Raw genomic sequence first — 13548 nt, forward strand, 5'->3', positions numbered from 1 at the left:
TGGCGAGAGAGGGTTGAACCGTGCTCGTAATCGTCGCCCCTGGACAGGGTGCCCAGTCCCCCGGTTTCCTCAGCCCCTGGCTGGAGCTCGACGGTGTCACCGACCGCCTGCGCGGCTGGTCGGAGGTCGCCGGGCTCGACCTGGTGCACGCCGGCACCGAGGCGTCCGCCGAGGAGATCAAGGACACCGCCGTCGCCCAGCCGCTGCTGGTCGCCGCCGGCCTGGTGACCGCCCGCGCGCTGTTCCCGGACGAGGACCGCGCCCGTGCGCTGGTCGGCGCCGTGGCCGGCCACAGCGTCGGCGAGATCACCGCCGCCGCCGGCGCCGGCGTGCTGTCCGCCCACGACGCGCTGACCTTCGTCCGTGAGCGCAGCCTGGCGATGGCCGAGGCCGCCGCGGCCACCGAGACCGGCATGCTCGCCGTCCTCGGCGGGGACCCGGAGACCGTCGCCGCCAAGCTGGCGGAGCACGGCCTGACCGCGGCCAACAACAACGGCGGCGGTCAGATCGTCGCGGCCGGCACGCTGGCCCAGTTGGAGGCCCTGAAGGCCGACCCGCCGCCCGTCTCCCGGCTGATCGGACTCAAGGTCGCCGGCGCGTTCCACACCGAGCACATGGCGCCCGGTGTCGAGCGCCTGGCCAAGCTGGCCCCGACGCTGGAGGTCGCGGACCCGAAGGTCGCGTACGTCTCCAACCGGGACGGCGAGGTCGTGACGGCCGGCACCGAGGTGCTGGACCGCCTGGTCTCGCAGGTCTCCAACCCGGTCCGCTGGGACCTCTGCATGGAGACCCTGCGGCAGCTGGGCGCGACCGCGGTCATCGAGCTCGCCCCTGCGGGTACCCTCACCGGACTGGTCAAGCGCAACCTCAAGGGTGTGGCGACGCTTGCCCTCAAGACCCCCGCCGATCTGGACAGGGCCCGTGAGCTCGTCGCGGAGCACGGCGGTCAGGAGCAGGAGATCACGGCATGACCCAGCCTCAGATCAAGCCCGTCACCGGCGCCCGGTACTCGCGCATCCAGGGCGTCGGCGGTTACCGCCCGGTCCGGGTGATCCCGAACGCCGAGGTGCTGAACTGGATCGACTCCTCGGACGAGTGGATCCGGACCCGCAGCGGGATCGCCGAGCGCCGCTGGGCCGGCCCGGAGGAGACCGTCGCCGAGATGTCGGTGCAGGCCGCCGGCAAGGCCATCGCGCAGGCCGGGATCAGCCCCGACCAGATCGACGGCGTGATCGTCGCGACCGTCTCGCACCTCAAGCAGACCCCGGCGATCGCCACCGAGATCGCCGAGCGGCTGGGCTGCGGCACCGCCCCGGCCTTCGACATCTCGGCCGCCTGCGCCGGCTTCGGCTACGGCCTGAGCCTGGCCGACGGGATGATCCGCGGCGGCAGCGCCGGGTACGTCCTGGTGATCGGCGTGGAGCGGCTCAGCGACCTGACCGACCAGTCGGACCGCTCGACCGCCTTCATCTTCGGCGACGGCGCCGGCGCCGCGATCGTCGGCCCGTCCGACACCCCGGGCATCGGCAAGGTCGTCTGGGGCTCGGACGGCTCCCAGAAGGACGTCATCTCGCAGACCCAGGCCTGGGACACCGCCTTCGCCAAGGAGGACGCCGTCAACGGCGTCGGCGAGGCGCTCAAGTGGCCGGCCCTGCGCATGGAGGGCCAGTCGGTCTTCCGCTGGGCGGTCTGGGAGATGGCCAAGGTGGCCCAGCAGGCGCTCGACGCCGCCGGGATCACCGCCGACCAGCTCGGCGCGTTCATCCCGCACCAGGCCAACATGCGCATCACGGATGCCATGATCAAGGCGCTCAAGCTGCCCGAATCGGTGCCCGTCGCCCGCGACATCACCGAGACCGGCAACACCTCCGCGGCCTCCATCCCGCTGGCGATGGAACGCATGCTGGAGAGCGGCGAGGCCCGCAGTGGTGACCTCGCGCTGATCATCGGGTTCGGGGCGGGTCTGGTCTACGCGGCAGCAGTCGTTACGCTCCCCTAGGCAACTTTCGCCCCGCCCATCCGCAAGCCTGCGTCCGTCCGCCGGGCGGCCGCAATCAACACCGAAGAGGAGCAGCCAGTATGGCTACCAAGGACGAGGTCCTGGAAGGTCTCGCTGAGATCGTCAACGAGATCGCCGGCATCCCGACCGAGGACGTCGAGCTCGACAAGTCCTTCACCGATGACCTGGACGTCGACTCGCTGTCCATGGTCGAGGTCGTCGTGGCCGCCGAGGAGCGCTTCGACGTGAAGATCCCGGACGACGAGGTCAAGAACCTGAAGACCGTCGGCGACGCGGTGGACTACATCCTCGCCAACGCCTGAGCGTTCGACTCGTTCGACGCCTGACGTCGGCCGGCTCCCGCAGCCGGCCGACACGCCGGCCGGGCCGCCCCACCGGGCGCCCGGCCGGGCCATCCACGGCTCGCCGCCGAACCCCGCACAAAACGTGAGAGAAGACATTCCAGTGACTGAAAACCGTACCGTGGTCGTCACGGGTATCGGCGCCTTCACGCCGCTGGGCGGCGACGCCGCCACCACCTGGGAGAACCTGGTCGCCGGGCGCTCCGGAGTGGCTGCCCTGACCGAGGAGTGGGCCGCCGAGCTGCCCGTCCGGATCGCCGCGCGCACCGCGGTCGAGCCGGGCGAGATCCTCCCCCGTCCGCTGGCCCGCCGGCTGGACCGCTCGGCGCAGTTCGCGCTGATCGCGGCCCGCGAGGCGTGGGCCGACGCCGGCTACGAGACCCCCGCCACCGACGAATCCTCCAAGCTCGCGCCGGAGCGCCTGGGCGCCGTGATCGCCTCGGGCATCGGCGGTGTCACCACCCTGCTCGACCAGTACGACGTGCTGAAGGACAAGGGCGCCCGCAAGGTCTCCCCGCACACCGTCCCGATGCTGATGCCCAACTCCCCGGCGGCCAACGTCGGCCTGGAGGTCGGCGCCCGCGCGGGCGTGCACACCCCCGTCTCCGCCTGCGCCTCCGGCGCCGAGGCGATCGGCTACGCGATCGAGATGATCCGCTCCGGCCGCGCCGACGTCGTGGTGGCCGGTGGCACCGAGGCGGCGATCCACCCGCTGCCGATCGCGGCCTTCGCCAACATGATGGCGATGTCCAAGAACAACGAGAACCCCGAGAGCGCCTCGCGCCCGTACGACAAGGGCCGCGACGGCTTCGTGCTCGGCGAGGGCGCCGGCGTGGTCGTGCTGGAGTCGGTCGAGCACGCCGAGGCGCGCGGCGCCCGGATCTACTGCGAGGCGGTGGGCCAGGGCCTGTCCTCGGACGCCCACCACATCGCCCAGCCCGAGCCGACCGGGGCCGGGGTGGCCCGCGCGCTGGCCGACCTGTTCGACCGCAACCCGCTGGACAAGGCCGAGATCGTGCACGTCAACGCGCACGCCACCTCGACCCCGCAGGGTGACACGGCCGAGCTGAAGGCGCTGCGCAAGGAGCTCGGCGAGCACCTCGACCACATCGCCGTCTCGGCCACCAAGTCGATGACCGGCCACCTGCTGGGCGGCGCCGGCGGCATCGAGACCGTCGCCACCGTGCTGGCCCTGTACAACCGGATCGCCCCGCCGACCATCAACGTCGGCGAGCTGGACGACGACGTGGACGCGGACATCGTCCGGGACGAGCCGCGCAAGCTGCCCGAGGGCCGGATCGCGGCGCTGAACAACTCGTTCGGCTTCGGCGGCCACAACGTGGTGCTGGCCTTCCGCACCGTCTGAGGTCCGCTCCGCAGTTCATGACGAAGGGGCCCGCGCTCGTACGGAGCGCGGGCCCCTTCGTGCTGCGCCGGGCCGCCCGCCCGGCCGGCTCAGACCACCTGGTGCAGCCAGCGCACCGGGGCGCCCTCGCCGGCGTAGCGGAAGGGCTCCAGCTCGTCGTCCCAGGGCTTGCCGAGCAGCCGGGAGATCTCCGCCTCCAGGTCGGCGCCCTCGCTGCGGGCCCGCAGCAGGACGGCCCGGAGCCGGTCCTCGGGGATCAGGATGTCGCCGTGGATGCCCGTGACGGCGTGGAAGATGCCGAGCGCGGGCGTGCTGCTGTACCGCTCGCCCTCCGCCGTGGCGCAGGGCTCGCTGGTGACTTCGTACCGCATCAACTGCCAGCCGCGCAGCGCGGAGGCGAGCTTCGAGGCCGTGCCGGGTTCTCCCTGCCAGGAGAGCTCGGCCCGCCAGTGCCCGGGCGCGGCCGGCTGGCGGATCCAGTCCAGACTCACCCGCACACCGAGCACCCCCGCGACGGCCCACTCGACGTGCGGGCACAGCGCGCGGGGCGCGGAGTGGACGTACAGGACTCCACGTGTCGTCACCGGGACCTCCAGGCTGTGGACGAGGGTCGCCTTCCCCAGCTGCCTCGCGTTCGCGCCTGTAGTTGATCCACAGTTACCCACGTTAGCCGACATTAAGCCACTAAATTGAGCAAAACGGACAGGCTTTCGCTCAATGCTAATCGAATCCCCAACGAGGTCCACCCCTCGGTGGGATCTCTCCCCCGAACGGCCCCATCGTGAGGCGGGACCACCGTACCGCGCCGCCCCGCACGATGGATGACGCACTTTCGGATCGGGCCGGAATGCGGTAGTGCGACCCGATCCCCTGCGCCCGGTACGCAAACCGCCCCGCGCCCGGGAGGGGCGGCGGGGCGGCGGGCCGACAGGGCGTCAGCCGTTCAGACGGACCACCATCTTGCCGGTGTTGGCGCCGCGCAGCAGGTCCAGGAAGGCCGCCGCGGTGTTCTCGAAACCGTCCACCACGGTCTCCTCGTGGCGCAGCCGCCCGTCCCGCAGCCAGCCGCCGACCTCGGCGACGAACTGCGGCTGCAGGGCCGCGTGGTCGCGCACCAGCATGCCCTCCAGACGAAGCCGCTTGCCGATCGCCTGCGCCAGGTTGCGCGGGCCGGCCGGGGCGGTGGTGTCGTTGTACTGGGCGATCGCGCCGCAGAGCACCGCCCGGCCGTGCACGCCCAGCGCGCCGATCGCGGCCTCCAGGTGATCACCGCCGACGTTGTCGAAGTAGAGGTCGACGCCGTCCGGGGCGGCCTTGGCGAGCTGCTCGTGGACCGGCGCGTCCTTGTAGTTGAACGCGGCGTCGAAGCCGTACTCGTCGACCAGCTTGGCGACCTTCTCCGCCGAACCGGCCGAACCGACCACCAGCGAGGCGCCCTTGAGCCGGGCGATCTGGCCGACCATCGTGCCCACGGCGCCGGCCGCGCCGGAGACGAACACCCGGTCGCCCTCCTTGAGGCCGCCGACCGCCAGCAGGCCCGCGTAGGCGGTCAGGCCGGTCATCCCGAGCACGCCGAGGTAGGCGGACAGCGGCGCGGCGGCCGGGTCGACCTTCACCGCGCGCTCGGCGGGCACGGTCGCGTACTCGCGCCAGCCCAGACCGTGCAGCACGGCGTCGCCCGGGGCGAAGCCGTCGGCCGCGGAGGCGACCACGTAGCCGACCGCGCCGCCGTCCATCGCCTCGCCGAGGGCGAACGGCGGGGCGTACGACTTCACGTCGTTCATCCGGCCGCGCATGTAGGGGTCGACCGAGAGATAGGCGTTGCGCACCAGGATCTCGCCGGGGCCCGGGGCGCGGACCGGCGCCTCGACCAGGGCGAAGTCCGTCGGGACCGGCCAGCCCTGCGGACGGGCGGCGAGGTGCCATTCGCGGGCGGTGGCGGGCGCTTCCTGCTCTGCCATCGGTGGTGCTCCTTGCGGTTTCTGGGTGGTCCCCCGGGTCATACCGCCCGACCTGAAAGGTTGAGCGACTGAAGTAACGATGGACATGAAAGGTTCATGTTGTCAACTGTTCAGGTAGACTGTCACCCATGGACACCCAGCCGACCGGGGCCGCCACGCAGCAGCCCGACGAGATCACCCGTGAGGTCGTCGACCTGATGGCCAATCTGGTCGCGCTCTTCCATCGCGAGTACGAAGAGGCCGCCGCCGCCCGCTCACTCACCGGCGCCCAGGCCAAGGTCCTCGCCCTGCTGCGGCGCGGACCGATGCCGATGCGCCACATCGCCCAGACGCTCAGCTGTGAGCCCTCCAACATCACGGGCATCGTCGACCGCCTGGAGTCGCGCGGCTTCGTGACCAGGGAGGCCGACCGGCAGGACCGCCGGGTCAAGCTGGTCGCCGCCACCGAGACCGGCTCGGCCGCCTCCGAGGAGCTGCGCGAGTCGCTGAACTTCGCCCGGGAACCGCTCGCCGCGCTCGGCCCGGAGGAACGGACGGCCCTGCGCGACCTGCTCCGCCGGATGCTGGCGGGCGCCTCCGGCCCCGGGGCGTGAGCAGCATCACAGGCCCAGCGGCCGATCCGGCCGAATTGGCCCGCCATCGGCTGTAACCGAACACTCCGCCGAATCGTCTAAAGTTCGAGACTTTGCACCAGCCCTCCCGGGGCCGGTGCGCGCGGGAACGACACCAGAAGGCGGGGGGCCGGGACGATGAGCAGCAGCACGCGCCGGCGGCGGATCGTACGGACCGCCGTGGGGCTCGCGGCGGTTCTGGTGCTGTCCGTCGCGGGGGCCGGTGCCTGGTTCTACCACCGGCTGGACAGCAACATCACCACCTTCGACGCGGGCGGCGTCGCCACCGAGCGCCCCCCGGCGCCCGTCCCGGTCACCCCGGGCGCCTCCGTGCCGGTCAACGTCCTGGTGCTCGGCTCGGACACCCGGGACGACGGCAACGCCGACCTCGGCGGCGGCGAGGAGGGCGTCGGCCACTCGGACACCGCGATCCTGCTGCACGTCTACGCGGACCACAAGCACGCCGTCGGCGTCTCGATCCCGCGCGACGCGCTGGTGACCATCCCGTCCTGCAAGCTGCCCAGCGGCAGGTGGACGGAGCCCCGGACCAACCAGATGTTCAACTCGGCGTTCACCATAGGCGAGTTCCCCCAGGGGAACCCGGCCTGCACGCAGAACACCGTCGAGGCGCTCACCGGCCTGCGAATAGACCACACCATCGTGGTCGACTTCAAGGGCGTCGCCGCGATGACCGAGGCCATCAACGGCGTGGACGTCTGCGTCCCCAATGACGTGAACTCGCACAACATCAAGCTCAGGAAGGGCTTGCAGAAGCTCTCCGGGCAGCCCGCGGTGGACTACCTGCGGGCGCGGTACGGCTTCGGCGACAACTCCGACATCGGCCGGATGAAGCGCCAGCAGGCCTTCCTCTCCTCGATGATCAGCAAGATCCAGGGGCTCGGCTTCTCGCTGCCGACCCTGCTCCCGCTGGCCGACGCCGCCACCCGCTCGCTCACCGTGGACGAGGGCCTCGGCACCGCGATGAAGCTGGTGGACTTCACCCAGTCGCTGCAGGGCATCAAGCTCGCCGACATCACCTTCGTCACCACCCCGTGGCGCTTCTCCGGCGAGCGGGTCGCCCTGGTCCACCCGGACGTGGACACCCTCTGGAAGCTGCTGCGGGAGGACCGCACGCTGGACGGCCAGAGCACCGGCGCGGTGGACCAGGGCGGCGCCCCGCCGTCCCCCGCGGCCTCCTCGCCCGCCGCCTTTGGCGCCTCGCCCACCACGCTCTCCCCCGAGCAGGCCGCCGTACCGATCACCCTGGTCAACGGCGTCGGCACCCCCGGGCTCGCCGGGAAGGGCGCGGCGACGGTCCGCGCCCAGGGCTTCCAGAACGTCACCCTGGACGCCACCAGCGGCAGCCGGCTGCGGACCGAGATCGCGTACGACCCGGCCTTCAAGACCGCCGCCGACCAGCTGGCGCTGCTCTTCCCGCAGGCCCGCTCGGTCGAGGAGCCGGGCGCCGGGGGGATCATCGTCACGCTGGGCCGCGACTACCACCCGGTGGCGGCCACCGGTCTCGACGCCGCCGGTCCGACGACCGGTCCGACGACCGGTCCGACGACGGGCACGACGGCCGCACCCAGCGGTGTCCCGACCGGCATCGCCGAGAACTCCCGCGGGGCCGACACCGACCCCTGCAACAACCTGACCTTCGGCTAGCGGTACCGCGTCAGCCCCGGTCCGGGCCACCCCGCGGCGGGTCGGGCAGCCCGGTGACCACCGCGGTCAGCCGGGTGCCCGCCGGGAAGGCACCGGCGGCGGCCAGGTCCGTCAGGGCGGCGAGCAGCTTGGCGACGTAACGGTGCTCCAGCGCGATCCCGTGGCGCCGTTCGAATCCCTCGGCGAAGGCGGCGAGCGCGGCCGGCACCTTGCCGTAGCCGCCGCCGTGGTGGTCGTGGTCGATCCGCCAGTTGTCGAACTCACGGCCGTACGCGGCCCGGTGCAGCCGGCCGACCTCACCCTCCAGGTACCCGGCTCCGCCGCGCAGCACCGCCACACCGAGCGCCCGCGCGCCCGGCGGCAGGCCGGCCGCGATACCGGCGAGGGTGCCGCCGGTGCCGACCGGGCAGCAGACCACGTCCCGCTCGCCGAGGTCGGGCAGCTCCGCCGGGACGGCCGCCGCGCCGATCGCCGCCAAGGCGTTGGAGCCGCCCTCCGGCAGCACCAGACAGGGGCCCCAGCGCCGCTGCAGGGCGGCCTCGACCCCGGCGTCGGCGGCCCAGCCGCCGGCCGTCTCCCGGTACGCCGACCGGGACAGGAACTCCAGCCGCATCCCCGCCGCCTCGGCCGCCCGCAGCGACCAGTTGCGCGGGGCGCCGGCCAGCTCGTCGCCCCGGACCAGCCCGACGCTCTCCAGTCCGAGCGCTCCGGCGGCCACCGCGACCGCCCTCAGGTGGGTGGAGTAGGCCCCGCCGAAGGTCAGCAGCCGGGTGTGGCCCCGCTCGACCGCCGCCGCCAGGTTGGGCGCGAGCTTGCGCCACTTGTTGCCCGGCACCGCGGGGTGCAGCAGGTCGTCGCGCTTGAGCCGCAGCTCCACTCCGGCCCGTGCCAGCGTCTCGTCGGCGCAGTCCGTCAGCGGGGTCGGCAGCAGTGCGGGTTCGAGCATCGGGCCAGGATACGGAGCCGACGGCACCACCCCGGCCCGGCCGGCCCCGGGGCGGGCCCACCGCGGACGACAGCGGGCGGCTCCGGCGGGGGGACGTCAACGCACCCCCGGTGCGGCCCTATTCGGGTGATTCCCGGCCTGTCGGTACGGTCGCCGCAGTCGGCGGTCACTAGAGTTCGTGCAGATGACCACACCTGGTCAAGCCCGGTCGTACGGGCGAAAGGTGGGGCGGGTGGGACTCGAACCCACGACCAAGGGATTATGAGTCCCCTGCTCTAACCGGCTGAGCTACCGCCCCGGTTCGCCGCGCGCGCCGGTGACCCGGTCGCGGCAGCAGCAGACGGCCCCGGAAGGCCGTCCCGGGCAGCATAGCCGGTCGATCACCCGTGGTGCGCGCCGGGGGCGCACATGGGGTGCGCTCCGATATCCGCCTCCCCGGCCGGCGCAGCCCCGCTGGCGGGCCCCCGGCGGCCCCGGGAGCCTGGGCGGATGACGGTACGTGAGCTGGCGGCGGTCGGCGCCGCGCTGGTGGTGCTGGCGGCCGCGGGCTGCACCACCGCGGCGGGTCCCGGCGGCGGCGCCCCGACGGTGAGCTCCCACCCCGCCTCGGGCAGCACCGACACCCACGGCTGGAGCCGGGAGCGGCTGCGCGGCGCGCTCGCCCGGCACACCGGCGTCACCCGCACCGCCAAGCCCACCGTGCTCAACGGCCTGGTCGGCGCCGTGTTCACGCGCAACGCGGACGGCGACCACTTCTGCACCGCCAGCGTGGTCGACAGCGCCGGGCTCAATCTGATCGTCACGGCCGCGCACTGCGTCTGGGACCCGAAGCTCGGCCAACGCGGCGACCTGGTCTTCGTGCCCGGCTACCGGGACGGCGAGACCCCGAGCGGTGTCTGGCCCCTGCTGGCCGTCACCGTCGACCAGGCGTGGAAGGACGGCGCCGACCCGGACGTGGACGTGGCCTTCGCGGTGGTCCAGTCGCAGGGCGGCCGGCAGGTGCAGCAGGTGCTCGGCGCCAACCGGCTGGGCGTCGACCGCGGCTACCGGCTGCCGGTGAAGGTCACCGGCTACCCCGGCACCAGCGACGTCCCGATCACCTGCAGCAACACCACCTCCGAGCAGAGTCCCACCCAGCTGCGGATCGACTGCCCGGACTGGACCGGCGGCACCAGCGGCAGCCCCTGGGTGACCGACTTCGACCCGGAGACCCGCACCGGCACCGTGGTCGGCGTGATCGGCGGCTACCAGGAGGGCGGCGACAGCCCCGACACCTCGTACAGCAGTTACTTCGGCGACCGCGCGCAGGCCCTCTACGACCGGGCCACGGGCTGACCGGGCCGGGCTGGCGTCGCCGGGCCCGGCCTGGTAGATCTTCCTCACGAACGGCGGACCGCACGACCCGCAGTGCCCGCCCCGAGGACGAGACGGAGCCCCGGATGCCCTCCCGCCCGGTACGGCCCGCGCGTGCGGCCCAGGCGGCCGCGCTGGCGGCCCTGCTGCTCGCCGTCGGCACCGCCTGCGGCGGGAGCGACCGGGCGCCGACCGCCGAGGTGGCGCCGCAGAGCACGGTGGGCGACCGGATCGGCACCCTCTCGGTCCACACCCCGCAGGGCCCCCGGGCCTGTACCGCGAGCGTGGTGCGGAGCCCGGGGCGCAATCTGCTGGTGACCGCCGCGCACTGCGTGCAGAGCCACCGGATCGGTCTGCTGGACGGCCTGGTGTTCACCCCCGGCTACCGCAACGGGTACTCGCCCTACGGGAGCTGGCCGGTCCAGTCGATCACCGTGGACCCGCGCTGGGCCTCCGACGGCGACCCGGAGTACGACGTGGCGTTCGTCACGGTGCGGCCGGCCGGCGGCCGGGAGGTCGAGGACGCGGTCGGCGGGAACCCGCTCGGCACCGACCAGGGCTTCGGCCTCGCCGTCTCGGTGACCGGCTATCCCAATGAACGCGATGAACCGATCACCTGTTCGGCTCATACCCGCTCACAGACCCCGACCCAGGAGCGCTTCGACTGCGGCGGCTACACCGACGGCACCAGCGGGAGCCCGTGGGTGACCGGGGCCGGGGTGGTGGTCGGTGTGATCGGCGGCTACCAGGAGGGCGGCGAGACGCCCGGCACCTCGTACAGCATCACCTTCGACGACCGGGTGACCGAGCTCTACCAACAGGCCACCGCCTGACCCGCCGTACCCGACCCGTCCGCCGGCCCGGAAGGAGCCCGGCGGACGGGCGGTGGCCCGGGAAACACGAAGGCCCCCCGGTTGACCGGGGGGCCTTCGCTCTGAGCAGTCACCGGGCGGACCCGGTGCAGCTCCCGCAATTGGACTCGAACCAATAACCTGCCGATTAACAGTCGGCTGCTCTGCCAATTGAGCTATGCGGGATCGCGGTGGACCACAGTCGCACCACGGCCAGGACGGCCGGCCCGAGGGCCCGCCACCTGAGCTCCCCCAATTGGACTCGAACCAATAACCTGCCGATTAACAGTCGGCTGCTCTGCCAATTGAGCTATGGGGGAACGAGCTTCCGCTTCGGCCCCCGGTTCCCCGGGCTCCTCGGCGCTCGCTGCGGGACATACATTAGCGCACTCGGGGGGGTGGTCCGCCAATCGCTTTCCCCCGGCCGCCGCGGGGCACCCCTGCCCGGCGTGCCCCGCGCGCGCCCGGCGCGGCACCCGGGGATGCTGGGGGCGCGGGCGGTTCGCCGCCCCGAGGGACGGGTAGGGCATTGCGGCAATGGCCGCCAGGAGAGGGTGGAATCCGATCATGTGGAAGCTGTCGTTGATCGTCGGACTCGCGGCGGGCTACGTCCTGGGCTCGCGGGCCGGTCGCCAGCGGTACGAACAGATCGCCAAGGTCACCCGGCAGGTCGCCCGGAACCCCAAGGTGCAGGGCGCCGCCGACAAGGCCAAGCAGCAGGCCGGCGCGGTGGCCGGGAAGGCGGCCGGCGCCGTCGCGGACAAGGTCGGCGACAAGCTGCCGAACGCCGTCACCGACCGGGTGTCGTACTTCAACCGCACCCGGGTCGAGGACGACAGCTGGGGTACCTTCCGCCCGTGACCGGGTGGTGACGGGCGTTCGGCCGGGGTGACTCCGGGGCGGTACCGAACGAGCAACACTTACCGGGCCCGGCCGCGTCCGGACGCACGCTGAGGCATGATCTCGACATGGCCATCGTCGCGGGGATAGACAGCTCGACCGGTCGCACCCGGATCGTCGCGTGCGACAGCGAGACCGGCGCGGTGCTGCGGTCCGGCAAGGCACCGCACCCCACGCCGGAGGGGCCGGACCAGCGGGCCGGTGAGGCCGACCCGCAGGTCTGGCTGCACTCACTGGGCGACGCCGCCGCCGGCGGCCTGCTGGAGGGCGTCCGGGCGATCGGCGTCAGCGCGCAGCAGCACGGCATGATCGGCCTGGACGCCGGCGGCGTCCTGGTCCGGCCGGCGATCCTCTGGAACGACCCGCGCTCCAGCGGCGCCGCCGCCGCGCTGCTGGACGCGCTCGGCGGGCCGGCGGCCTGGACGGCCGCGATCGGCGCCGTCCCCGGCCCCACGTACACCATCGCCAAGCTGCGCTGGCTGGCCGAGTTCGAACCGGCCAACGCCCGCCGGGTCGCCGAGGTGCTGCTGCCGCACGACTGGCTGGTCTGGCAGCTGCTCGGCCACCCCAAACGGCGCACCACCGACCGGGGCGACGCCTCCGGCACCGGCTACTGGTCGCCGATCACCGGCGAGTACCGGCAGGACCTGGTCGAGCTCGCGCTCGGCCACGAGCTGCGGCTGCCCGACGTGCTCGGCCCCGCCGAACCCGCCGGACACACCCCCGAGGGCCTGCTGATCTCGGCCGGCACCGGTGACAACATGGCCGCCGCGCTCGGACTGGGCCTGCGGACCGGCGACGCGGTGGTCTCACTGGGCAGCTCCGGAACGGTCTTCGCCGTGCACGAGCAGGCCGTGGTGGACGCCACCGGGCTGGTCTCCTCCTTCGCCGACGCCACCGGCCGCCACCTGCCGATGGTCGCCACCCTGAACGCCGCCCAGGTGCTCCGCTCCACCGCGGCGCTGCTCGGCCTCGACCTGGAGGGCCTGAGCGACCTGGCGCTGCGCTCCTCCCCCGGCGCGTACGGCCTGGTGCTGCTGCCCTACCTGGACGGCGAGCGGACGCCCGCGCTGCCCCACGCGGCCGGCACCCTGACCGGGCTCCGGGCCGAGTCGATGACCCCCGAGCACCTGGCCCGGGCCGCCGTCGAGGGCATGCTCTGCAACATCGCGGACGCGCTGGACGTGCTGCGCGCCCGGGGCGTCGCGGTCAAGCGGGTCTTCCTGCTGGGCGCCGCCGGGCGGCTGCCGGCCGTGCGGCGGATCGCCCCGCAGCTGTTCGGCACCCCGGTCGTGGTGCCGCCGCCGGGCGCCCATGCCGCCCGCGGTGCGGCCCGGCAGGCCGCCTGGGCCCTGGCCGGCACCCCCGAACCACCGCGCTGGGAGCTGCCGGAGGCCGTCACCGTCACGCCGGACGCCGAGCAGGACCTGCCGGTCGGCTCGGCGGTGCGTCAGCAGTACCGGTCCGCCCGCGAACAGATCCACCCGGAGACGGCCGGCTGAGCCGCCCGGGCGCCCCGGGGTGCCCGGGCGGT

Annotated in this window: 13 protein-coding genes and 3 tRNA genes; 10 read left to right on the forward strand and 6 right to left on the reverse strand. The window is 73.3% G+C overall.

Features of this window, described 5'->3' with window-relative positions:
* The first annotated feature begins 20 nt into the window (after positions 1 to 20).
* From ACIQTO_RS18565 to fabF, 4 genes are all read left to right on the forward strand, one after another.
* Positions 21 to 971, forward strand: a complete 951-nt coding sequence (locus tag ACIQTO_RS18565; RefSeq protein ID WP_402388796.1) for an ACP S-malonyltransferase — start codon at positions 21 to 23, stop codon at positions 969 to 971.
* Positions 968 to 1999 carry a beta-ketoacyl-ACP synthase III gene (locus ACIQTO_RS18570; protein WP_402388799.1) on the forward strand — a complete coding sequence of 344 codons (1032 nt, stop codon included), beginning with the start codon at positions 968 to 970 and terminating at the stop codon, positions 1997 to 1999. Before ACIQTO_RS18565 ends, ACIQTO_RS18570 begins: the two co-directional genes overlap by 4 nt.
* A gap of 80 nt (positions 2000 to 2079) precedes the next feature.
* Complete coding sequence (locus ACIQTO_RS18575) at positions 2080 to 2322, forward strand: acyl carrier protein (protein WP_360183576.1); 243 nt, start codon at positions 2080 to 2082, stop codon at positions 2320 to 2322.
* A gap of 142 nt (positions 2323 to 2464) precedes the next feature.
* Positions 2465 to 3727, forward strand: a complete 1263-nt coding sequence (gene fabF, locus ACIQTO_RS18580) for a beta-ketoacyl-ACP synthase II (protein WP_402388802.1) — start codon at positions 2465 to 2467, stop codon at positions 3725 to 3727.
* An 89-nt stretch (positions 3728 to 3816) separates the two neighbouring features.
* Here fabF and ACIQTO_RS18585 read toward each other — a convergent pair whose 3' ends face one another.
* Positions 3817 to 4311, reverse strand: a complete 495-nt coding sequence (locus tag ACIQTO_RS18585; protein WP_380571081.1) for a DUF3145 domain-containing protein — start codon at positions 4309 to 4311, stop codon at positions 3817 to 3819.
* Between the two features lie 351 nt (positions 4312 to 4662).
* Positions 4663 to 5688: an NADP-dependent oxidoreductase gene (locus ACIQTO_RS18590; protein ID WP_402388805.1), complete on the reverse strand. Its 1026-nt coding sequence runs from the start codon at positions 5686 to 5688 to the stop codon at positions 4663 to 4665.
* A gap of 128 nt (positions 5689 to 5816) precedes the next feature.
* On the opposite strand from ACIQTO_RS18590, the gene ACIQTO_RS18595 reads away from it, so the two are divergent.
* Together ACIQTO_RS18595 and ACIQTO_RS18600 are read left to right on the forward strand one after the other, a co-directional pair.
* Positions 5817 to 6281, forward strand: a complete 465-nt coding sequence (locus tag ACIQTO_RS18595; RefSeq protein ID WP_402388808.1) for a MarR family winged helix-turn-helix transcriptional regulator — start codon at positions 5817 to 5819, stop codon at positions 6279 to 6281.
* A 156-nt stretch (positions 6282 to 6437) separates the two neighbouring features.
* Complete coding sequence (locus ACIQTO_RS18600; protein WP_402388811.1) at positions 6438 to 7964, forward strand: LCP family protein; 1527 nt, start codon at positions 6438 to 6440, stop codon at positions 7962 to 7964.
* Between the two features lie 10 nt (positions 7965 to 7974).
* Here the strand turns inward: ACIQTO_RS18600 and ACIQTO_RS18605 are convergent, their stop codons facing one another.
* Together ACIQTO_RS18605 and ACIQTO_RS18610 are read right to left on the reverse strand one after the other, a co-directional pair.
* Positions 7975 to 8910 (reverse strand): 1-aminocyclopropane-1-carboxylate deaminase/D-cysteine desulfhydrase, encoded by a 936-nt coding sequence (locus tag ACIQTO_RS18605; RefSeq protein WP_402388813.1) that lies wholly within the window; start codon positions 8908 to 8910, stop codon positions 7975 to 7977.
* 224 nt (positions 8911 to 9134) lie between these two features.
* Positions 9135 to 9208, reverse strand: a tRNA-Ile gene (locus ACIQTO_RS18610).
* Positions 9209 to 9399: 191 nt separating this feature from the next.
* Here ACIQTO_RS18610 and ACIQTO_RS18615 point away from each other — a divergent pair.
* Together ACIQTO_RS18615 and ACIQTO_RS18620 are read left to right on the forward strand one after the other, a co-directional pair.
* Complete coding sequence (locus ACIQTO_RS18615; RefSeq protein ID WP_402388816.1) at positions 9400 to 10245, forward strand: trypsin-like serine peptidase; 846 nt, start codon at positions 9400 to 9402, stop codon at positions 10243 to 10245.
* A gap of 104 nt (positions 10246 to 10349) precedes the next feature.
* Positions 10350 to 11096 (forward strand): trypsin-like serine peptidase, encoded by a 747-nt coding sequence (locus tag ACIQTO_RS18620; RefSeq protein ID WP_402388819.1) that lies wholly within the window; start codon positions 10350 to 10352, stop codon positions 11094 to 11096.
* Between the two features lie 131 nt (positions 11097 to 11227).
* Here the strand turns inward: ACIQTO_RS18620 and ACIQTO_RS18625 are convergent.
* Positions 11228 to 11300: transfer RNA gene (locus ACIQTO_RS18625), tRNA-Asn, on the reverse strand.
* A gap of 61 nt (positions 11301 to 11361) precedes the next feature.
* A tRNA-Asn gene (locus ACIQTO_RS18630) sits at positions 11362 to 11434 on the reverse strand.
* 244 nt (positions 11435 to 11678) lie between these two features.
* On the opposite strand from ACIQTO_RS18630, the gene ACIQTO_RS18635 reads away from it, so the two are divergent.
* Positions 11679 to 11975, forward strand: a complete 297-nt coding sequence (locus ACIQTO_RS18635; RefSeq protein ID WP_402389264.1) for a hypothetical protein — start codon at positions 11679 to 11681, stop codon at positions 11973 to 11975.
* Positions 11976 to 12082: 107 nt separating this feature from the next.
* Positions 12083 to 13516, forward strand: a complete 1434-nt coding sequence (locus ACIQTO_RS18640) for an FGGY family carbohydrate kinase (protein ID WP_402388822.1) — start codon at positions 12083 to 12085, stop codon at positions 13514 to 13516.
* The last annotated feature ends 32 nt before the right edge of the window (positions 13517 to 13548 follow it).

It is taken from the genome of Kitasatospora sp. NPDC091207 (assembly GCF_044768625.1).
Lineage (GTDB): Bacteria > Actinomycetota > Actinomycetes > Streptomycetales > Streptomycetaceae > Kitasatospora.